Consider the following 20,508-nt stretch of genomic DNA (forward strand, 5'->3'; position numbering starts at 1 on the left):
CCTTCCACGGCCAGGGCCGGCGAACGGTGACGGCCGAGCTGACGTTTCCGAGGGCGTTGTGCGAGCGTGAAGGTGCGGGCAGCGCGGCTTGGCTCGGGCTCAGGACCCAAGGAACTCGAGTGCCCTTGCCACGAATTCATCGTGGTACTGGAAGATCCCCCCGTGTCCGGCATCCGGGTAGAGGGACACGAGTTCACTCCTGGGCAGGCGGGCGGCCAGGTCGAGTGTGTTGTGGCTGGGCACCATGCGGTCGTTCTCGCCGTTTGCCACGAGCACCGGTTGACGAATCTCCGACAGGTCCGACGGCGCCTGACGGCCCCATTGTCTGATGGCCTTCAGCTGGGCTCGGAACGCCGGCAATGAGATGTCCTTGTCGCGGTGTTGCGTGCGCTCCTTCAGCCGTTCCAGCAAGGCCCGTCCCGCCCGCCGACCGCCCTCGGTTTCGGTGAAGAAGAGGGAGAGCTTGGGATCCTGGCGGGTCAGGGCGCCCTTGAGCGTGGCCTGGAGGGTGAGCGCCGGGACCTTGTCGATGCCGGGGCCACCGGCGGGGCCTGTGCCCGCCAGGATGACCTTGCGGATGAGGTGAGGTTCTTGTTCCGCGATGACCTGTGCGATGAAGCCGCCCATCGACAGGCCGAGCAGATCGACCTGGTCGAACCCGAGGGCTCGGATGAACAGCACCGCGTCGCGGGCCATCGCCTCGATCGTGTCCGGCGTGGAGCCGCTCGATCCGCCCACCCCGCGGTTGTCGAAGGCGATGACCCGGCGTCGTGCGGCGAGTCCGTCGACGACGCGCGGGTCCCAGTTGTCCAGGACCCCGGCCAGGTGAATCAGGAGGATCAGCGGTACGCCGTCCTCAGGGCCGAGTTCCCGGTAGGCGAAGTCCTCGCCGCGGACGGACACGGAGCGGGTCGGCGCGTTCTGGTACGACGACGAGGGCGAGGAGGACGGTGAATTCCGCTGTGTGTTCATGTCCAGGTCCTTCTGTAGCGAGTTTCAAGGACGGAGTTCTCTTCGCCGGCGCCCGATGCACTGCACCGACACTGTCGACCAGGTCACACAGTGGTGGGTACCGACCCATGTCATCCGGCTCGTTCTGATCACACCCGGCATCCGCCTCGCCGAGCGCTGAGGCGGCGCCAACCGAGGGACATTGGATTACACTCATAATACTGTGCATGAAGACGATGGATGGCAAGCGGGCCCCCGCAGTCGACCGCACTCCATGGTGCGCAAATGAACGCCCCGAGTGAGGGGATGCCGCTCCGCCTGGCACGGCACCTCGCCGCCGAACGGGCGGCCGTCGGAGCCTCGAATCCATTGAAGTACGATCGAAATGTAAAATGATAAGAGTGCCCGCCAAGAGCAAGCAGCCTCTCCGACGAGCAAAGGAGCGCGCGGTGCGCTACGGGAAAGAGCACAAGCAGGCGACCCGGCAGCGGATCATCGAGGCGGCCGGTCGCCGGTTCAAGCGGGACGGCATCGACGGCTCGGGCATCTCAACCCTCATGACGGACGCGGGGCTGACCAACGGCGCCTTCTACACCCATTTCACGTCGAAAGACGACCTCGTGGCCACCGCGGTCTCCGACCAATTGCAGGCGCAGAACGCGAGGATCGTCGCGCAGGCGGCACCCGGGCGCGCAGGACTTGAGCAGATCGTGCGCCGGTACCTGTCCGCCCAGCATCGCGACAGCTCCGACGACGGCTGCCCCTCCGCCGCCCTGCTCGACGAAATCCGGCGCTGCACAGACCCGACCAAGCAGGCTTACACCGACGGCGTACTGATGGTCATCGACGGCATCGCCGCCCGCCTGGCACCCGACGATCCCCTCTCGGCCCGCACCAAGGCGCTCGGCGCCTACGCGATGATGGCCGGGACGCTCCAGCTCTCCCGAGCCCTCACCGACCGGCAGCTTGCCGACGAACTGCTCGAACAGGGCATCCACAACGCCCTCGCCCTGCTGGGCGTGGAGCACGGGCACTCCAGCCCCGGGATGTGACACACCCGCACCCCTTGGATGGTTCCGACCCGGAACTCGGTCGACCTGGCGCGCGAGTGCCGAACGGCGAGTTGGTCCCTCTACCCCGACGCCGGCCATGGCGGCATCTTCCAGTTCCACGGGCAGTTCGTGGAGACGGTTCTCGAGTTCCTCGAGCGGCAAAAGGCGTGCGGTGCGGTCGTAGTCCGGGCCGAGGGTGGTGCCTCAGGGGCGTGGCGCCCTTTGGGCGAGCGGCTCGAGGCGCCCGTTCACTGACGCGACCTCGCCTTCCGCCTCACCCCATGAACGCGAGAGCGTTCTCGATCCCCAGCTCAAGGACCTCATCGGCGCGCTTCCGGTCGGACAGGGCGCGGGACAGCTGCATCGTCCCCACCAGCATGGTGAACAGCCCGATGGCCTTGGCCTGAGCGGACCGCGGGTCCTCGGGTGTGAGGCGGGCGGAGATCTCCTCCAGGATGGCCCGCGCGCCGTCGCTGTAGGCCTGCCTGGTCCCGTCCTCGCAGCGGCCGATCTCGTCGAGAAGGGCGGCGGAGGGGCATCCGAGGCCGGGGTGGTCCCGGTGCTCGGGAGACAGGTACTCGCGGATGAGGTCCTCGAGTCCCGGGCGGCCGGGCCGCAGGGTGCTGTAACTCGCGACCTGCGTGTGCAGTTCCTCGGCCACGACATGGGCGACGAGGTCGTCCTTGGACGCGAAGTGGGCGTAGAAGGCTCCGTTGGTGAGCCCCGCGTCCGCCATCAGCGTGGAGATACCCGAGCCGTCGATGCCGTCCTGCTTGAACCGGTGGCCGGCCTTTTCGATGATGCGTCGCCGCGTCACCTGCTTGTGCTCCTTGGCGTAGCGCACCACGAGCTTTCTCCGTTCGCTCCGTAAGGCCATGCTTCGCACTCAAGGATAAGCCATGGCCTGACGCACGTAATATCATGACCGGCGACCCCATGACCGGCGTGCTCACGACCGGATGCGGGCACCGGGTCCGAGTCGGGCGGTGACTTCCGCGGGGCTGAGGGTGGAGTGCTCCGCGGAACACTCGACGACGACGCGGACCGGGGCGTCGCAGTCGGTGTGACGGATGTCCAGTACGGGCCCCTCGGGGCCGAGGGCGTTCGCCTCGCCCCACTGGCTCAGCGCCATCAGGACAGGCCACAGATCCCAGCCCTTGCGGGTCAGGCGGTACTCGTTGCGGGAGCGGCTGCCCGGCTCCTGGTATGGGACGGTCTTCAGGATGCCGGCCGCGATCAGCTTCCGGAGGCGGTTGCTGAGGACGGCTTCCGACAGGCCGATGTGGCGGTGGAAGTCGTCGAAGCGGCGGACTCCGTTGACGGCGTCACGCAAGATCAGCAACGTCCATTTCTCTCCGACCACGTCGAGCGTGCGCTGGACGGGGCAGTTCTCCGTGCTCGCCTCAAGCCACTCCATCCCGCCAGCGTAAGGGTCTGGCTTCGTCATTGACAGTCAGGCGAGCGGGAAACTAGCTTCGTTTTCAAAAGTCAGATGGAAGGTGCCCGGCCGTGGGACGAACGCGTACGTATCAATGGGAAGATCCCGCGATCCTGGCGGAAGCCGCCGGACGCATGGCCGGCATCGACTTCCTGCGTGAGTTGCAGGCGGGGCGACTGCCGGCGCCGCCCATCAATTACTCCATCGACTTCACTCTGAGCGAGGTGGAGCCCGGCAGGGCGGTCTTCTCCCTGACACCGGGTGAGGAGCACTACAACCCGATCGGCAGCCGTGCACGGCGGCATCTTCGCCACCCTGCTCGACTCGGCGGCCGGCTGCGCGGTCCAGTCGACCCTTCCGCAGGGCGTTGCGTACACCTCGCTCGACCTCACGGTGAAGTTCCTGCGACGGATCACCTTGGACACGGGCACGGTACGCGCCATCGGCACGGTGGTTAGCAAGGGCCGTCAAACCGCCCTGGCCCAGGCGCAGTTGGTCGACGGCTCGGACCGTCTGTTCGCCCACGCCACCAGCAGCTGCATGCTCTTCCCGGTGCCACCCTCGCAGGGGTGAGCCTCGGCGGCGACCGGTATCGGTCCGGGCCGTGACGTCGCACTCCCTCGATCGCGGCGCAGACCGCCGGTGTGTGAGGTGAAACCGCTGCGGCGCACGTCGGTCGCGGCCCGTAACTCCTCGGGCCGCCGGCCTCCGTGCGCCGCAGCTGTGTCGAGGCGCCCGAAAGTGGTGGTTCCCTCGGGCGCCGGGCTGCTCTTCGTCAGGCGGCGTGGGTGGGGTAGTCGGTGTAGCCGGCCGCGCCGCCGCCGTAGAAGGTGGCGGGGTCGGGGGTGTTCAGGGGGGCGCCGGCGCGTACGCGCTCGACGAGGTCGGGATTGGCGAGGGCCATGGTGCCGACGGTGACGACGTCGGCCAGACCGTCTTCGACGTCCTTGGCGCGGGTGGCGATGTCGGCACCGGCCCGGTTGAGGATCAGCGTGGTCGGCCACAACTTGCGGAGGGTGGAGAGGAGTTCCTCGTCGCCGCCGTGGCCGATGTGCAGGTAGGCGAGGTTGAGGGGGGCGAGGGCGCGCAGGAGGTGCGGGTAGAGCTCGTGCGGGTCGCTCTCCGCGAGGTCGTTGAGCTTGAAGGGGTTGCCGGGAGAGATCCGGATGCCGGTGCGGCCGGCGCCGATCTCGTCGGCCACGGCCGTGGCGACCTCCACCGCGAAACGAATGCGGTTGTCGAGGGAGCCCCCGTACTGATCCGTGCGCTGGTTGGCGCTGGGGAAGAGGAACTGGTTGACCAGGTAGCCGTTGGCCCCGTGGATCTCGACGCCGTCGGCGCCGGCCGCGATGGCGGCCGCGGCGGCGCGCCGGAAGTCGTCGACCGTCGCGGCGACCTCCTCGGTGGACAGTTCGCGCGGCTCCGGCATCTCCTGGAGCCCGGACGGGGTGAACGTCTGGCCGGCCGGCTTGATCGCGGAGGGTGCCACCGGCTGCCGGTGGTGGGGGGTGTTGTCCGGGTGGGAGATGCGCCCGGTGTGCATCAGCTGGATGACGATGCGTCCGCCGGCCTTGTGTACGGCGTCGGTGACCTTGCGCCAGCCGGCGATGTGATCCTCGGTGTAGATGCCCGGGGTCACCGGGTAGCCCTGGCCGTCGGCGGAGGGCTGGGTGCCCTCGGTGATGATGAGCGCGTGCGAGGCGCGCTGGGCGTAGTACTCGGCGTTCAGCTCGGTCGGCACGCCGTCCGGGGTGGCCCTGCTGCGGGTCAGGGGGGCCATGGCCAGCCGGTGCGGCAGGGCGATCTCTCCGACGACGGTCGGGTTCCACAGGGCGTTGAGCATGGGTCATTCCTCAGGTGGTGTGTGGTGGTGCCGAAAGGGGCGGGGGCGGACACCGCGTGGACCTGGACACCTGGCTCTTCTGCCTCCGGGTCCGAGGACGCACCCGCCCTGCGCCCGCAGGTCGAGTCGCAGTCGGCAGTGGCCCATCAAAGTACGATCGTAATACTAAGCGGTCGGGTGGGCTGTGGCAAATGGGTCCCGGCAGGGGGCACGAAGCCGTGCGGCGCAGCTCGCGCAAGGACCTCACGCCAGAGCGGTGGGAGTTCCGCAACGGCAGCTGGAACCGCCTGCTCCGCCTGGATGACCTTGTCCTTGCGGGTGTGTCGTGTGCTCCAGTATTCGGTGGGGTGGGCGACGAGGCAGGCCGCGGCCGCCGTCGTCGAGACCTGGGCGCGGCGCAGGTGCGGGGCGGTGCTGCTGGCGTCGGAGATTCGCTCGTCAGGGCGGACTGAAGGATCATCCGCAGTTTGACAGGGCTCTTGCCGTAGCGGATGGCGGTCGTCACCAGTTCGGTGACCGCGAGTTCACTGGCTGCGAGTTCGGGGGGTGAAGACCAGTTCCTCCAGCTCTCGGAGGGCGGTTCGTGAGGTGTTGTCCGTTTGCAGGTGAGGTTGGGGCAGGGCTGCTGGTCGCGGGGGCTTGGTCGGCTACTGCCTTCTGGTGAAGCTGCCGGCGTCGGCCTCGGTGAGGACGTCGAGCCTGACGAGGCGTTTCAGCTTGGCGCGGGTGCCATCGATGTTCTTCGGCAGCGGTTCGTGGTCGAGGGCTTCGTGGACATCACGGGCCCGGAGGGGGCCGGTGACCTCGTTGAAGACGGCGAGGATGCGGGGGGTAGTCCGGGTGCTCGGGCAGGTCGGGCGCGGCGGTCTGGGCTGGGAGACGGTCAGCGAGAGCAGTAATGGCCTTCCGGTTGATCGTCAAGTGTTCGTCGTCACCGACGCGGCGCTTTCTGCCGCACATGCTGCGCCCCGTGCTCCGCCGTGACGTTCACGGCTGACGGCGTGCCCCCCGTGCTCGACCGGTAGGCCGCCACACGATCACAGTCACCTCGGAACTTGCTTGCGGCCCCTCGGTCGCTCCGATAGCATTACGATCGTAAGGTAATGAGTGGTCGCCCTCGCCCTCCCCGTGATGACGCTCGTGACCGGCGGGTCCCGGGCTCGGAAGGGGCGGTCGCACTCGCGCACGTCGGAAACGTGCCAGACCCTGCTCGTCCAACCCGCCTGTTCGATCCGATTCCCCTGTCCGTCACCGGGGCGGAGCCGCTCCGTCCATCCACATTGGAGAAGCACATGTCTTCCTCGAACGCCGAGCCCCGAACGTCCGCCGCCGACTTGCACCGGCTTGCCGATGAGTACGTCAGGCGCGTCAACCTGCGCGACCTCGACGCCCTGTTCGCCCTGTACGCGCCGGACTTCCGCAACCACGCCGCCGATGGCACCACCACCGGCCTCGAGGAGGCCCGCGCGGTGCTTGCGTCGTTCCTCGACGCGGTCCCCGACTTCGCCGCCACACCGGTCCGTGTCATCGCCGAGGACGACTGGTTCGCGATCAGCTTCATCCTCACCGGCACGAACACCGGGTCCTTCAACGGCACTCCCGCCACCGGCCGATCGATCAAGGTGCTGGAGGTCCACATGTTCAAGGTGGCCGACGGAAAGCTCACCGACCACTGGGGCCTCATCGACCTGGCGACGCTCTTCGCCCAGTTGCAGTCCTGAGAGGGGTACGTGAGTTGATGCCTGCTTCCCCCTTTCGGGAGGGGCAGGCGGGCCGGTCGCAGCGTCGCCGGGCGGCTACGGCCGCGACTGGGTGAACAAACCCTGCCCGGTCTCGACCAGGATTCCGCGCTCGGTCAGCCGCTTGAGCTTCAGGCGGGTGTTGTTGATGGTGTTGGACGCGATCTCCATGTCCATCGCCTCGCACACCTGCCGCGCACGCAGCGGAGCGTCGGCCGCGGTGAATACGGCCAGGATCTGCTGGTAGGCCGGATGGTCGGGCAGCTTCGGCGCCGGCGGCGCGGGTGGCTGCGGATCGGGCAGCTCCAGCAGTGTCTTGCGGGTGATCCGGATCTCCTCAGCGGCCCTGCCGAGCTCGTCCAGCCGTGCGGTCAGCTGCTCGATCTGCTCTCCTGTCGTCTCGGCCAGCGCGGCGATCTCCCGTTCCCGCTCCTCCAGCCGGGCCAGCACCGCCCCGAGGGTCAGCTCCCCGCCCGTCATGTGCTGCGCCAGGCCGCGCTTGCGGCCCGGTACTTTTTTTGCCGCATCACACCCCGTCGACTCCGCGGGCACCCCGGCCGCCGCATGCATGCTCTGGGTGTCGAGCACCACCAGGCTCGGGTCCGATTTCGGCCGCGCAATCTCCCGCACCTGCCGGCGCAGCAAGTCGTGGATGGTCTGGTCGGTGCCGTCGTCGCGCCACTTGGCGAAGTTGGTACGTCACCGCGCCGCCCGGCGGCAGGTCGTGCGGAAGCAGGTCCCACTGGCGGCCGGTGCGGCCCTGGTAGAGGAGCCCGTTGACGATCTCCCGCATCTCGTACCGTCCCTGGTGGCCGCTGACCGAACGGTGTGCGGCCTTCCACGCGACAATCATCGGCTCGATATCTCAGGTGGTCAGTTGATCGGATGCCTGGACGCGGGCCGTGGAGACGACTGCCAGGTTGCTGGGGAGACCCCAGGTCGCGTGATCGGCGTCAAAGGCTCCGGTGGGGCAGTCCGCCGGGCGCTACCGCCCACCGCAAGCCAGGGAAGGCCACAGCCGATCACGGGGTGTGACCGGCGCGGCGGAGAACAGGGCGCAGGGCCTCGATGACACCGGGGTCGTCCACGGTGGAGGGGATCGGTTCGTCGTGCCCGTCGGCGATGCCGCGCATCGTCTTGCGGAGGATCTTCCCCGAACGGGTCTTGGGCAGGGCGGCCACGACCGTGACGTCCTTGAGGGAGGCGACGGCGCCGATGCGCTCGCGTACGAGCTGGACGAGTTCGGCCTCGACCTCGCCCGGTTCGCGGTCGCTGCCGGCTTTCAGGACGACGAAGCCGCGCGGGATCTGTCCCTTTAGTTCGTCGGCGACGCCGATGACGGCGCATTCGGCGACGTCGGGGTGGGCGGCCAGGGCCTCTTCCATGCTGCCGGTGGACAGCCGGTGTCCGGCGACATTGATGACATCGTCGGTGCGGCCCATGACGAAGACGTAGCCGTCGTCGTCGAGGTGGCCGCTGTCGCCGGTGAGGTAGTAGCCGTCGTAGGCGGAGAGGTAGGAGGCGACGTAGCGGTCGTCGTCCTGCCAGAGTGTGGGCAGCGCGCCGGGCGGCAGGGGGAGCCGCACGACGATCGCGCCGTCGACGCCTGCGGGCACCGGCTCGCCCGAGGCGTCGAGGACGCGGACGTCCCATCCCGGCAGCGGGCGGGTGGGAGACCCGGGCTTGAGAGGAGCCGCCTCGATGCCCACCGGGTTGGCGACGATGGGCCAGCCGGTCTCGGTCTGCCACCAGTGGTCGATCACTGGTACGCCCAGCAGGTCGCTCGCCCAGTGGTAGGTCTCGGGATCGAGGCGCTCACCGGCCAGGAAGAGATAGCGCAGGTGAGAGAGGTCGTAGCCGGCGGTGAGCGTCCCCTTCGGGTCCTCTTTCCTGATCGCCCGGAAGGCGGTAGGCGCCGTGAACATGGTCTTGACGCCGTACTCGGCGGCCACCCGCCAGAACTGGCCCGCGTCCGGGGTGCCGACCGGCTTGCCCTCGTACAGCACCGTGGTCGCGCCGACCAGCAAGGGCGCGTAGACGATGTACGAGTGCCCGACGACCCAGCCGACATCGGAGCCGGTGAACATGGTCTCGCCCGGGCCCACGTCGTACACGGCCCCCATCGACCAGTGCAGGGCCACCGCGTAGCCGCCACTGTCGCGGACGACTCCCTTCGGCTTTCCGGTCGTTCCGGAGGTGTAGAGGATGTAGAGCGGGTCGGTCGCGGCCACCGGCACGCAGTCGGCCGGTGCCGCGGCGGCGACCAGGTCCGCCCAGTCGAGATCGTCCGGCCCCAGCGCGGCCGTCTCCTGCGGGCGTTGCAGGATCACGCTCTTCTCCGGCTTGTGGCCCGCGAGCTCGATCGCCTCGTCGAGCAGGGGCTTGTACGCGATGACCCGCTTGCCCTCGATGCCGCAGGAGGCGGAGACGACCACTTTGGGGGCGGCGTCGTCGATGCGAAGGGCGAGTTCGCGTGCGGCGAATCCGCCGAAGACGACGGAGTGGACCGCGCCGATGCGTGCGCAGGCCAGCATCGCGACGGCGGCCTCGGGGACCATCGGCATGTAGATGACCACGCGGTCGCCGTGTCCCACGCCGAGCTGTGCGAGTGCTCCGGCGAAGGCCGCCACCTCGTCCCTCAGCTGTTTGTAGGTGTAGGTGCGCCGGGTGCCCGTCACGGGGGAGTCGTGGACGAGCGCGGGTTGCTCGCCCCGGCCGGCTTCGATGTGCCGGTCGAGCGCGTTGAAGCAGACGTTGAGCCGTCCGTCGGGAAACCAGCGGTAGAAGGGCGCGCCCGAGGAGTCCAGAGCGCGTCGCGGAGCGACATCCCAGTCGACGCCCTCCGCTGCCTTCAGCCAGAAGCTCTCCGGGTCCTCGGTACTGGCGCGGAAGACATCTTCGTATGTTCCCATCGCGCACTCCTTTGTGGCATCAAGGGACGGTGATGTGGCTGGGTGCGGAACCGTGTCGGACACAGGCACCGCATGCCGGCCGACATGGTCTGGCAGGATGCCGGCGACCGGCGGGAACCGGTCACCGGCGTCGCGGTGGTGCGGCGGTCCGGCCGAAGGGCCGCTCCGCCCAGTGTGCCTTCAGCTCACGCGCCGAGGTGCTTGCGCAGCCATTGGCCCATCTGCTGGATCGCCTGGTCCACCTCGGGTACGCGCCCGGCGCCCAGGATGAACGAGTGCTGCCCTTCGGGCATCGGGTGGACCTCTGAGGTGACCTTGAAGTCCGCGAGGCGTCGGCCGAGTTCGGCGCCGTCGTCGGCGAGGGTCTCGTACTCGCCGTAGTGGACGGTCGTGGGCGGCAGGCCGGTCAGATCGGCGTTTGCGATGCTGATCGCGGGGTCGGTGAAGTCCACGGCGGGATCCTGCAGCCAGGCTCCTCGGAAGAGTTCGAGGGTGCTCCTGCTGAGCATCTTGTCGTTGTCCTCGTTCTCGTCCACCGACGCGTTCTGGATGGTGAGGTCGGTCCACGGCGAGACGCTGACGATCGCGCCCGGCGTCGCCTCGCCCTTCGCGAGCAGGCGCAGCGGGAGCATCACCGCGAGGGTGCCGCCGATCGAGTGGCCCGTGCTGCCGATGTTCCGCGGCTCGTAGCCCTGCGAGAGCAGCCACCGGTACGCCGTCTCGGCGTCGTCGAGCTGCGCCGGGTAGGGGTGTTCGGGCGCCAGGCGGAAGTCCACGACGAGGGAGCGGGCTCCGGCTGCCTTGGCGATGTGGCCTGCGGCCTTGCGGTCCGAGTGCATGGAGGCGGTGACGGATCCGCCGAAGTGGAAGTGGAGCAGTGCCTTGTCGGGGTCGGCGCCCTCGGGGATGGCCCAGAGGGCGGGGACGCCGCCCGCGTCCACCTCGGCGTACGTGACGCCTTCCGGCTCGGTCGACGCCTTGTGGTTCGAGTCCACGATGTCGCGGATGACGGCCAGGTCGAGACCGGGTGTCGACGACTTCGCGCTCACGCTCGCGAGGAACTCCGCGAACTCCTGTGCCTCTCGGCTTACGCCCATGGTGGTGCTCCTTCGCAGGTTGCTGCCACGCCCACGTCCCGCGTGCAGCCAGGTTGATGTGCTGGTCCTGACGCTACTGGCTGAGTATAAGAAAGTAAACCCAGGAGGTTGGGGGTCGCCTCTGGCTGCGGGCGCGGCGGCGCAGTGAGGGCGACCGAGGGTGATCAACGCTCCAGAATCTCTGCCGTTGCGGATCAGCGGTCTGAGGTCCGACTGTCTAGGAGGGAGTAGTCCCCCCGTCGCCTGGGCCGGTGCGGCGGAACGCCTGATGGTGATGCGTGAGGACGCCGGACTGCAGCCGTGTCTGTCTGCCGGGACCGTCCCGGATCCGACGACCGATTCGCTTGGCGCCGGCCTGCCTGTGGGGCGTACAGGGCGGCCGGATGCGGGACTACAAGGCTCCGCACGAACCTCAGCATCACGACAGCGATGCGGACGAGAAGACAACTCTGTTCGGGACCGGCGTTCCTGCCGGTCGCCGCCGTTGTTGACGCGCTCACTCATGCCGTCGAGGCGTACGTGAGCCGCAAGGCCAATCCGTTCTCCGACGGCCTTGCGCTGAACGCTCTCGTCCGCGCAGGGGCAGATGGCGTGGGGCGAGTCGACCATGGCACGGCATGAGCCGCGCGATCGGCGCGCACTTCCACGTCGCTCATGGCCTGTCGAACGCGATGCTCTTCCCCGCGGTGACGGCGTTCTCCGTACCGGCCGCCGAGAGCCGGTACGCCGACTGCGCCCGCGCGTTCGGAGTTGCCGCCGACGGCGACGGCGATGCCCTGGCGGCCGGGAGGTTCGTGGAGGCGCTCCGCGACCTGTGCGAGGATCTTGACCTTCAGCCGTAGATCTGCGGGTAGAGGTCCTGGATCTCGTCCACGGTGGGCACAACGGGGTTGTTGGCGGGGTTCCGGACACGAGCGCCTGCTCAGCCATGAGGGGCGACAGTCGGCGACGGAGGAACGGTGATGGCACAACAGCCAGGTCCGCGCGGAGTACGAGATGAGACGCATGACTGACATTGCTGAGGGCGAGGTTCTCACCGATGTGCACCGGGGCGTCGGCCGGATCCTTCTGAACCGACCCAAGGCGCTCAACGCCCTGACGACAGGCATGGTCGCGGCCATTGACGGTGCGCTCGCCGCATGGGAGCACACACCGCTGTCCGCTGTGGTGATCGCCAGCACCAGTGTGAAGGCCTTCTGTGCCGGCGGCGACATCCGCACGATCCGTGAGCACAGCCTCGCTGGGGATGCCGAGGCCAGTGAGCGGTTCTTCGCCTCCGAGTACCGGCTCAACGCCCGGATCGCTGAGTATCCCGTGCCGGTCGTGTCGCTCATCGACGGCATGTGCATGGGCGGTGGTCTCGGTCTGTCGGTCCACGGCACCTTCCGCGTCGTCACCGAGCGTGCGGTGCTGGCGATGCCCGAGACCGGGATCGGTTTCTTCCCCGACATCGGGGCCAGCTACTTTCTGCCGCGGCTGCCCGGCGCGATGGGCATGTACCTGGGACTGACCGGGCACCGTCTCGACGCTGCCGACGCCCTGTACGCGGGGCTGGCCACGCACTTCGTCCCCACGGACAGGCTCGGTGCGGTCGCAGACGCCCTGGCGGACAGCCCAGGCGCCCCGGTGGACGTCGTCCTGAACCGCCTTGCCGACCGTTCTCCGGTGGGGGCGAGCAGGCTGGCGGAGGTACGCGGGGAGATGGACTGGGCGTTCGGCGCGCCGACCCTCGGTGAGATCGAGAAACGCCTGCGTCACCTCGACACCGTCTGGGCGTCAGACGCGTTGATCGCCCTGGAGTCCGCCTCGCCGCAGAGCTTGGAGATCACTCACAACCTGCTGGCCCGGGGCAGACAGACGTTGCGCGAGTGCCTTGCCGCCGAGCTCACTCTCACGCGCACGACCATCCGCACGCCGGACTTCCTGGAGGGCGTCCGAGCGGCCTTGGTCGACAAGGACCGCAGTCCCATCTGGGAACGTGAGGCGCAGGGCGGACAGACGCCGCCGGCCTGACCGGTAGTGCAGGGTGAGCGGCTGCCCGTTGTCCGCACTGCCGCACTGCCGGACAGGTTGTTCTTGCCGAGTTGCGCGGCGCGGATCGCGGTGACGTGCCCGCGCTTCCGCCGCCGATGGTGACCACGCCGTAGCGCGTGCTCACGAAGTGCCCCCGTTCCGGGGACATGGTCGGCTCGTGGAGCGAGCGGTCATGCGGCGCGGATGTGCTGCGCCAGGGTGGCGTGGACCTGGTCACGGATGTCGGCGAGCACGGCCTCGTCGCTGCGGTGCAGGCACACGGTGGCGGTGGTGCTGATGTGAATGATCGCGGTGATCACCCGCGCCAGCGTTGCCGCGTCGGCGGCGCCGATGTCCTCGTTGCGCGTGAGCAGGCCCGTGATGCCGTCCTCGACGCGGCCGGCAAGGGTCAGACCCACTTGCCGGTATGGCTCGGCCGGGTCGCCGAAGACAAGTTCGCGCAGATAGGTGCGGCCGTTCTCGATGTGCTCCCGCACGCACTCCACCAGGGGGCGGATGAGAGCGATGACCCGCTCCAGCGCGCCCTGTCCTACGGCGGCGTCGGCGGCGGCGAGGCCGGAATCGACGGCGGCGGCGAACTTCTCGTTCTGCACCATGATCAGCAGCTCGGCCTTCGTGGACGCGTACAGGTAGAGCGTCCCGATGGCGACATCGGCCCGGCGGGCGACCTGCTGCGTCGTGACCCTGTCCACGCCGTGTTCGGCGAACAGCTCGCGGGCGGCGGTCATGATGCGCTCGCGCTTGTCCTGTTTGGCCCTCTCGCGGCGCCCGGTCGGCATGTGATCGCTTCCCATGGGGACCCCCTTGACAATAATTATGAGTGGACTCATAGTTGAGTGTACTCGGATCGATCGGATGGTGCGAGGTCGTGAGGCCCCCGGATGTCGCGCCGGGTTTGCCGATCCAGTCTCAGACCTGGATAAATAGGACAAGTATCAGGAGTGGCGCCCTATGCGAGCGTTCGTCGTCACCAAGTACAAGGAGCCGCTGCAGGAGGCGGAGGTCCCCGAGCCCACCGTGGGGGAGCACGACGTGCTTGTGCGAGTGGAGGCCGCCGGGCTGAACCCGCTGGATGAGAAGATCCGCGCCGGTGAGTTCAAGCAGATCCTGCCCTACAAGCTGCCGCTGATCCTGGGCAACGACGTCGCGGGCACCGTCGTCCGCGTCGGGACGGCGGTTCGCGGCTTCAAGCCCGGAGACGAGGTCTACGCCCGGCCCCACCAGGACCGCATCGGCACGTTCGCCGAGCGCATCGCCGTAGCGGAGGGCGACCTGGCGCTCAAGCCCGCTTCGATCAGCATGGAAGAGGCCGGCTCGCTGCCGCTGGCGGCGCTCACGGCATGGCAGGCGCTGGTGGAGCGCGGGAAGCTGCGGCCCGGGCAGAAGGTGCTCATCCACGCCGGTGCCGGCGGGGTCGGTTCGATCGCGATCCAGCTCGCCGCGCACCTCGGCGCGAGTGTCGCCACCACTGCCAGCGGTTCCAACGCGGCCTATGTGCGCGCGCTCGGCGCGGACACGGTGATTGGTTACCGCACCCAGGACTTCGAGCAGCTCCTGACCGGCTACGACCTGGTGCTGGACAGCCTCGGTGGAGAGACCCTCGAGAAGTCCCTGCGGGTGCTCAGGCCCGGCGGCAAGGCCATCGGGATCGCCGGTCCCCCGGACCCCGCGTTCGCCCGCCAGGCCGGCCTGAATCCGCTGCTGCGCCTGGCGGTCACAGCCCTGAGCCGCAAGATCCGCAAGCAGGCGAAGAAGCTCGGCGTGACGTACGAGTTCCTGTTCATGCACGCCAGCGGCGACCAGCTCCGCCGGATCACCACCCTCATCGACCAGGGCGCGGTGCGCCCGGTCGTGGGAAAGGTGTTCCCCTTCGACCAGACCCCGCACGCGCTGCAGTCCCTGTCTCAGGGCGGCATCCGCGGCAAGGCCGTCATCGGCAACAGCTGACCCGCCGCAACCGCGACGGGCGACACGAAACACACAGCGACACAGAACACGCAAGGAGAATCGGTCATGAGCAGCACAGACGCCCCGAACGAACCCGTCATCACCTCCTACGCGAAGGCCCCGGCCCGCACCGTCCGCGCAGGCGGCGTCACCTACGCCTACCGCGAGCTGGGTCCGAAGGGCGGTATCCCCGTCGTCTTCTTCGTCCACCTCGCCGCGACCCTGGACAACTGGGACCCGCGCATCGTCGACCCCATCGCGAAGGGCCGTCACGTCATCGCCTTCGACAACCGCGGTGTCGGGGCGTCCACCGGTCAGGTGCCGGACAGTGTCGAGGCGATGGCCGACGACGCCTACACCTTCATCAGGGCCCTCGGGTACGACAAGATCGACGTCTTCTCCTTCTCCCTCGGCGGCATGGTCGCTCAGGCCCTGGTGGTGAAGCACCCCGAGCTCGTCCGCAAGCTGGTCCTCACCGGCACCGGGCCCAAGGGCGGCAAGGACATGGACAAGGTCGCCAGAGTCACCTACTGGGACATCCTGCGTGCCACGTTGACCCGTTCGGACCCCAAGGAGTTCCTGTTCTTCAACCGCAATGCCACCGGCAAGCCCGCCGCACGCGCGTTCGTCAACCGGCTCAAGGAGCGCACCGTCGACCGCGACGTGGACATCAAGACCAAGGCGTTCCAGACGCAGCTGAAGGCCATCAAGAAGTGGGGGCGCTCCGCTCCCGACGACCTGTCGTCGATCACGCAGCCCACCCTGATCGCCAACGGCGACAACGACCGCATGGTGCCGTCGGTCCTGTCGGAGGACCTGCACCGGCGCATCAAGGGCAGCGAGCTGATCATCTACCCCGACTCCGGGCACGGCGGCATCTTCCAGTACCACCAGGAGTTCGCCCCCGTCGCGGTCGAGTTCCTGGCTCGATGACCGCCATCTGACCAGGAAAAAGGGCAACATCATGAGCACGTCGCCGGTCGCCGCGCCCCCGGAAGTGAAGAAGCCTCTCACCTCCTCGATCCTGCTGTGGGTGCGCACCGACCAGCCCCGCCAGACCGGCATGGACCACTGGAAGGGCCCGCACTCAGGGATCATCTCCGCCACCCCGGGGCTGGAGGAGTACCGGCAGATCCACCTCGCCGAGCAGAACACGGGCCTGTGGCCGGCCATCGAGGGGGTCCAGACCGCGATCCCAGCAGACCGGAAGATCGACGGCGTCGCGGAAGTCACCTTCCAATCGGTGCTCGCACCCCTGAAAGGGCGCGAGCAGACGAAGCTGGCCTACGCCGACGAGATCAACGTGTTCCGCCGCACCCTGCTCTACGCCGGCCCGCCGAACTCCTCCCGGTGGTACGACGTCGCGGGCCCCGGAGAGACGGTCGGTGCCCGCGCGCTGATCTACCTTCGCCGCAGGGACGGGGTCGGCGCCGGCGCCTTCCGGAAGTTCGTCAACGAGGAGCTCGCACCCGCGCTCGCCCGCACCGGAGTGCTGAAGGAACTGCGCACGCAGACGTTCCTGCCCTGGACGAAAAAGCTCTGGGACACCCCGGACGTCGCCCACGACAACCCCCACGACCAGCGCTTCCACGCCTCGGTCAGTCTCGGGTTCACCGACACCGCGGCACGGGACGCCTTCTTCAGAGGCAACGCGATCGAGGACCTGTCCGACCGGCTGGCACCGCAGGTCTCCGCGATCCACGCCTACGACGTCGCCGCCGCCCTCACCTACGTCAAGAACGGCGAGATCCTCCCGCACTACCAGGAGTGAGCAGCGCAGACGGGAAGCGGTTCCGCCGGATCTGCTCGGCACATCCATCCGCCCCGGCTTCCTTGCCCTCCTCGCACCCCAATCGCCGTCTGATACCCACCACGCATCCGGAGCCAGCCATGAGCGAGCAGCAGAGCACCATCCACTACGAGCGCACCTCACCGCAGATCGCGAAGATCACCTTCGCCAATCCGCCCGTCAACCTCATCGTCGGCGAGACGGTCCTGCGCCTCATCGAGATCGTCACCGAACTGGCCACCGACCCGGACATCCAGGTCGTGCTGTTCGACAGCGCCACCCCCGACTTCTTCTACAACCACTTCGACCTGGCCGCCGCCGCCGACTTCCCCGCCCCCGAGGACCCGGACGCGGTGCCGGCATGGACGAATCTGGTCCTGGAACTCTCCAAAGCGCCGTACATCACGATCGCGGTCATCCGTGGACGCACCCGCGGCGGCGGGAACGAGCTCGCCCTCGCCCTCGATCTGCGCTACGCCAGTCGTGAGAAGGCGATCTTCGGACAGCCCGAGGTCGGCAGCGGACTGCTGCCCGGCGGTGGTGGCAGCGAACGCCTGCCCCGGGCCATCGGACGCGACCGCGCCCTGGAAGCCATCCTCACCAGCGACGACTACGACGCCGACACCGCCGAACGCTGGGGCTGGATCACCCGCGCCCTCCCCGACAGCGAACTCGACGCCTTCGTCGGCACCGTCGCCGCCCGACTCGCCTCCTTCGACCGCGCCTCACTCGCCTCGGCCAAAGCCCAGATCAACCGGGCAACCCTGCCCCCGGACGGGGACCTGGTCGCCGCGTACGGCGAGTTCGCCCACTCCCTCACGCTTCCCGGTTTCCTCACCCGGGCCGCAGGCACGCAGGCCGTCGTCGAACAGGCCGGCATCGACTTCGAGTACCGTCTCGGGCACTACATCGGCATCGCCAACCAGCAAAGCTGACACCCATCAGAAAGTGAGCACGGATGCAGCGGATGCTGCGTCCGTCCTCATTTGCCGCGGGGCCCACCTGATTTCCGACGTCTTCGGCACGATGGTCGGATCGGGCTGCTGCCGGATCGACCGCCGATGTCCTCCACCGCTCGATGGCCGCGACGGTGCACCGCTTCTGGACACTGGTCGGCCGACCGTTCGCACGCCATGGATCACTGGGTCCCCGACGTGAAGAGATCGCGTCGGGACCGAACAACAAGCTCAGGCTTCCGTGCTGTGCAGGTCCGGGTAAAGCGCCTCGACCGGGCCGCTCAGAGCCGCCTTGACCCCCTTGGTCAAGTCGTCGGCCAGGACCTCGTATTCTCCGGCCTCGACGGCGTCGTAGACGGTCGTCACCAGCCGTGTCGGCAGCATCTTGGGGCCGTCGGCGTGCGCGGCCATATCGGTGTCGACGTAGCCCATGTGCACCCCCGTCACGTGGACGCCCATGGGTGCGAACTCGATGCGCAGCGAGTTGGTGGCCGACCACAGTGCGGCCTTGGAGGCGCTGTAGGCGCCGCCGAAGGCATACCAGCTGGCAACGGAGTGCACGTCGATGAGGACTGACCCCTTGTTGGCGGCGAGGATCGGTGCGAAGGCGCGGGCGAGGAAGACCGGTCCGAAGAAGTTCGTCTCCATGTTCGCCCGGATGTCCGCCTCGGTGACGTCCAGCAGGCTCGCGCTCGGCGGGGTGGCGCCCGCGTTGTTGACGAGCACGGTGACATCCGCCGCGGCGGCCACGGCCGCGTCGATCGACGTGCGGTCGGTCACGTCAAGGGTCAGGGGGACGATGCGGTCGTTGTCCCAGGCGCGGGGGGAGCGGGCGGTGGCGTAGACCTTGACGGCGCCGCGCGCCAGGGCGTCGTGGACGAAGTGGGTGCCGATACCGCCATTGGCGCCGGTGACGAGGACGACTGCTCCATCGAGGGAGGGCATGGGTTCCTTCTTTCCGAGGGGGATGTGAACTACGTGGCTGCGCACGGATGGGGCAAGGACACATCGCCCCGCGATGGGAGAATGAGCGGAGCCACATTCGAGCCCACATGACATTGAGTACAATCATGACTGATTACAGTCAGAATCTATTCCTGGAGGACACCGCCATGCCTCTCGGACGGCGCGAGCGGAACAAGCAGGAGAAACTCGACCGCATTGTCGCTGCCGCCAGTGATCTGTTCGCCGAGCACGGCGTCGATGAGGTCACGACCCAGCAGATCGCGGACAAGGCCGACATCGGCACCGGGACCCTGTTCCTTTATGCCAAGACCAAGGGCGAACTCCTCCTCCTTGTCCAGAACGCCAAGTACGTCGAAGCACTTGAGCGGGGCCGGGCGGACGCCGAGACCGTCCCAGGCGTGCTGGACGCGGTGCTGGCGATCGTCCGGCCGATCGTCGAGTGCAACCGCGTCCAGATCGACAACGGACGCACCTACCTGCGAGAGATGGTCTTCGGTGACCCCGAGGAGCCCCGGCATGGCGCGGCACTCGCCATCGTCGCGCAGACCGAGGAGGCCGTCGCCGCCGTGCTGCGCCGAGACGAGCGGGTCACCGAGGGCGACGCCGCGACGCTGGCACACATCGTGTCCGCCGTGATGTTCCTCAGCATGGCGGTGAGCGTGAACATCGCCTTGAGCGTGGAGGAGATCGTGCAGGACATCCGGGGGCAGGTCGAGGTCCTGCTGCCTCGCTGAAGTGCGGCCCGGGTGACCATCCGGGCAGTCCTCGGTTGCGGTATGGCCCGAATCCCCGAATGGCAGGTCATCCGGCCGTTGCTGCCCATACCGGTACGACTGGACGGCTGGGGCAGCCGGCCGGAGGGCTACCGGCACCGCGTGCTGCTGGGATTCCCGAGATTGCCCACCTGTACGGCGTCGGGTCCCACTCCCACCCCGCGCCTGGACCGCGCGTTGAGGAAGGTCGCTCGAAGGGGCGGCGGGGTGGTTCTGCCGGTGTTCGCACTGAGGCGACTGGGAGCCGGCCTCGTGCTGTTCAAGGTACTGAGCTGGGCTTGCGTCGGTCGGCTGCGGTCAGGTCTCCGGACTGCTTGCCGCCAGCTGGTCGCTGTTGACCTGTGCCAGTGACGCGAGAATCTCCTTGCGGCAGACATCGAGGATCTCGTCCGCCAGCGGAGAGCCGTCCGGGCATGCCCGCGACAACATGATCGCGCCGACCGAATGGGCGAGCATGTCGATCACCATCATGCGGGCCGCGCGCTGGTCCGCATCTCCCGGTGTATCGCCTTGGGGCTGAAGGGCCGTCAGCAGGTTCTCGATCCCGGCTGCGAACTCTGTTCTGATGTCCGCCGGCTGACGTGCGGCGTCGCCGCCGAGGGCCGCGATGGTGCAGCCGTCGCTGCGCCCGTCGCGATGCTCCCGCGAGACGTAGCGCTCGACGAACTCGGCGGGGTCCAGACCTTGTGCCCGTGCCACGGTCTGCGAGAGCCCGCTCGCGGACGCTTCGGCCATCAGGTCGGCCTTGGAGCGGAAGTGCTTGTAGAACCCGCCGTGGGTGAACCCGGCGGCCGCCATCAGCTCTGCCACACCGACACCGTCATAGCCGCGCTCACGGAACAGCCTGGAGGCTGTCGCGACGATGTGGGCACGGTTCTGCTCTGCCTGTGCCTTGGTGACCCGCATGTCCAGCCGTCCCTTCGTCGATCGGCGCTCGACGGTCCAGCATACATAGATGTCGATCGACATCGAAGAGGTTGACTTTTTAGATTACGATCGTCATCGTATTGC

At 68.3% G+C, this 20,508-nt stretch carries 18 protein-coding genes and 2 pseudogenes; 10 read left to right on the forward strand and 10 right to left on the reverse strand.

Translation table 11 applies throughout. The annotated features are described in order from the left end of the window. Positions 1–99 precede the first annotated feature (99 nt). Positions 100–972 (reverse strand): alpha/beta fold hydrolase, encoded by an 873-nt coding sequence (locus AQJ58_RS35195; RefSeq protein WP_067257730.1) that lies wholly within the window; start codon positions 970–972, stop codon positions 100–102. A gap of 428 nt (positions 973–1,400) precedes the next feature. On the opposite strand from AQJ58_RS35195, the gene AQJ58_RS35200 reads away from it, so the two are divergent. Next, complete coding sequence (locus AQJ58_RS35200; protein ID WP_234357684.1) at positions 1,401–2,003, forward strand: TetR/AcrR family transcriptional regulator; 603 nt, start codon at positions 1,401–1,403, stop codon at positions 2,001–2,003. A 274-nt stretch (positions 2,004–2,277) separates the two neighbouring features. On the opposite strand, the gene AQJ58_RS35210 is transcribed toward AQJ58_RS35200, so the two are convergent. Continuing rightward, positions 2,278–2,850 carry a TetR/AcrR family transcriptional regulator gene (locus AQJ58_RS35210; RefSeq protein ID WP_055705492.1) on the reverse strand — a complete coding sequence of 191 codons (573 nt, stop codon included), beginning with the start codon at positions 2,848–2,850 and terminating at the stop codon, positions 2,278–2,280. A gap of 102 nt (positions 2,851–2,952) precedes the next feature. Then, positions 2,953–3,420, reverse strand: a complete 468-nt coding sequence (locus AQJ58_RS35215; protein ID WP_067257733.1) for a winged helix-turn-helix transcriptional regulator — start codon at positions 3,418–3,420, stop codon at positions 2,953–2,955. A 92-nt stretch (positions 3,421–3,512) separates the two neighbouring features. Between AQJ58_RS35215 and AQJ58_RS35220 the strand changes: the two are divergent. Then, positions 3,513–4,014, forward strand: a pseudogene (locus tag AQJ58_RS35220) (PaaI family thioesterase). 202 nt (positions 4,015–4,216) lie between these two features. Here AQJ58_RS35220 and AQJ58_RS35225 read toward each other — a convergent pair. Then, the gene (locus AQJ58_RS35225) at positions 4,217–5,284 is read right to left on the reverse strand and encodes an alkene reductase (protein ID WP_067257735.1); all 1,068 of its coding nucleotides are present in this window, start codon (positions 5,282–5,284) and stop codon (positions 4,217–4,219) included. Between the two features lie 1,292 nt (positions 5,285–6,576). On the opposite strand from AQJ58_RS35225, the gene AQJ58_RS35235 reads away from it, so the two are divergent. Then, complete coding sequence (locus AQJ58_RS35235; protein ID WP_067257740.1) at positions 6,577–7,005, forward strand: ester cyclase; 429 nt, start codon at positions 6,577–6,579, stop codon at positions 7,003–7,005. A gap of 497 nt (positions 7,006–7,502) precedes the next feature. Here AQJ58_RS35235 and AQJ58_RS41925 read toward each other — a convergent pair. The 3 genes and pseudogenes from AQJ58_RS41925 to AQJ58_RS35250 form a co-directional block, all read right to left on the reverse strand. Further along, positions 7,503–7,885 (reverse strand): annotated as a pseudogene (locus AQJ58_RS41925) (transposase); the annotation flags it as partial. Positions 7,886–8,045: 160 nt separating this feature from the next. Next, positions 8,046–9,935: a propionyl-CoA synthetase gene (locus AQJ58_RS35245; RefSeq protein ID WP_067257746.1), complete on the reverse strand. Its 1,890-nt coding sequence runs from the start codon at positions 9,933–9,935 to the stop codon at positions 8,046–8,048. Positions 9,936–10,120: 185 nt separating this feature from the next. Further along, the gene (locus tag AQJ58_RS35250) at positions 10,121–11,032 is read right to left on the reverse strand and encodes an alpha/beta hydrolase (RefSeq protein WP_067257749.1); all 912 of its coding nucleotides are present in this window, start codon (positions 11,030–11,032) and stop codon (positions 10,121–10,123) included. A gap of 617 nt (positions 11,033–11,649) precedes the next feature. On the opposite strand from AQJ58_RS35250, the gene AQJ58_RS45530 reads away from it, so the two are divergent. Together AQJ58_RS45530 and AQJ58_RS35260 are read left to right on the forward strand one after the other, a co-directional pair. After that, positions 11,650–11,874, forward strand: coding sequence for an iron-containing alcohol dehydrogenase (locus tag AQJ58_RS45530; RefSeq protein WP_067257752.1), 225 nt, complete (start codon positions 11,650–11,652; stop codon positions 11,872–11,874). A 163-nt stretch (positions 11,875–12,037) separates the two neighbouring features. Further along, positions 12,038–13,045, forward strand: coding sequence for an enoyl-CoA hydratase/isomerase family protein (locus AQJ58_RS35260; RefSeq protein ID WP_067257755.1), 1,008 nt, complete (start codon positions 12,038–12,040; stop codon positions 13,043–13,045). A gap of 191 nt (positions 13,046–13,236) precedes the next feature. Here AQJ58_RS35260 and AQJ58_RS35265 read toward each other — a convergent pair whose 3' ends face one another. Beyond that, positions 13,237–13,860, reverse strand: a complete 624-nt coding sequence (locus AQJ58_RS35265; RefSeq protein ID WP_067257758.1) for a TetR/AcrR family transcriptional regulator — start codon at positions 13,858–13,860, stop codon at positions 13,237–13,239. 157 nt (positions 13,861–14,017) lie between these two features. On the opposite strand from AQJ58_RS35265, the gene AQJ58_RS35270 reads away from it, so the two are divergent. The 4 genes from AQJ58_RS35270 (at position 14,018) to AQJ58_RS35285 (ending at position 17,737) form a co-directional block, all read left to right on the forward strand. After that, positions 14,018–15,013, forward strand: a complete 996-nt coding sequence (locus tag AQJ58_RS35270; protein WP_067257760.1) for an NADP-dependent oxidoreductase — start codon at positions 14,018–14,020, stop codon at positions 15,011–15,013. Positions 15,014–15,079: 66 nt separating this feature from the next. Then, on the forward strand, positions 15,080–15,946 hold the full coding sequence (locus AQJ58_RS35275; RefSeq protein WP_067257763.1) for an alpha/beta fold hydrolase: 867 nt from the start codon (positions 15,080–15,082) through the stop codon (positions 15,944–15,946). Between the two features lie 31 nt (positions 15,947–15,977). Then, complete coding sequence (locus AQJ58_RS35280; protein ID WP_079079425.1) at positions 15,978–16,784, forward strand: strictosidine synthase; 807 nt, start codon at positions 15,978–15,980, stop codon at positions 16,782–16,784. Positions 16,785–16,903: 119 nt separating this feature from the next. Beyond that, entirely contained in the window at positions 16,904–17,737 is an 834-nt protein-coding gene (locus AQJ58_RS35285) for an enoyl-CoA hydratase/isomerase family protein (protein ID WP_055705479.1), read from the forward strand. A gap of 252 nt (positions 17,738–17,989) precedes the next feature. Here the strand turns inward: AQJ58_RS35285 and AQJ58_RS35290 are convergent, their stop codons facing one another. Next, positions 17,990–18,703, reverse strand: a complete 714-nt coding sequence (locus AQJ58_RS35290) for an SDR family oxidoreductase (RefSeq protein ID WP_067257766.1) — start codon at positions 18,701–18,703, stop codon at positions 17,990–17,992. Between the two features lie 125 nt (positions 18,704–18,828). On the opposite strand from AQJ58_RS35290, the gene AQJ58_RS35295 reads away from it, so the two are divergent. Further along, positions 18,829–19,458, forward strand: coding sequence for a TetR/AcrR family transcriptional regulator (locus AQJ58_RS35295; RefSeq protein WP_234360392.1), 630 nt, complete (start codon positions 18,829–18,831; stop codon positions 19,456–19,458). Positions 19,459–19,794: 336 nt separating this feature from the next. Here AQJ58_RS35295 and AQJ58_RS35300 read toward each other — a convergent pair whose 3' ends face one another. Continuing rightward, positions 19,795–20,466: a TetR/AcrR family transcriptional regulator gene (locus tag AQJ58_RS35300; protein WP_234357682.1), complete on the reverse strand. Its 672-nt coding sequence runs from the start codon at positions 20,464–20,466 to the stop codon at positions 19,795–19,797. Positions 20,467–20,508 lie beyond the last annotated feature (42 nt).

This window comes from Streptomyces sp. DSM 15324 (assembly GCF_001514285.1).
Taxonomy (GTDB): Bacteria; Actinomycetota; Actinomycetes; order Streptomycetales; family Streptomycetaceae; genus Streptomyces.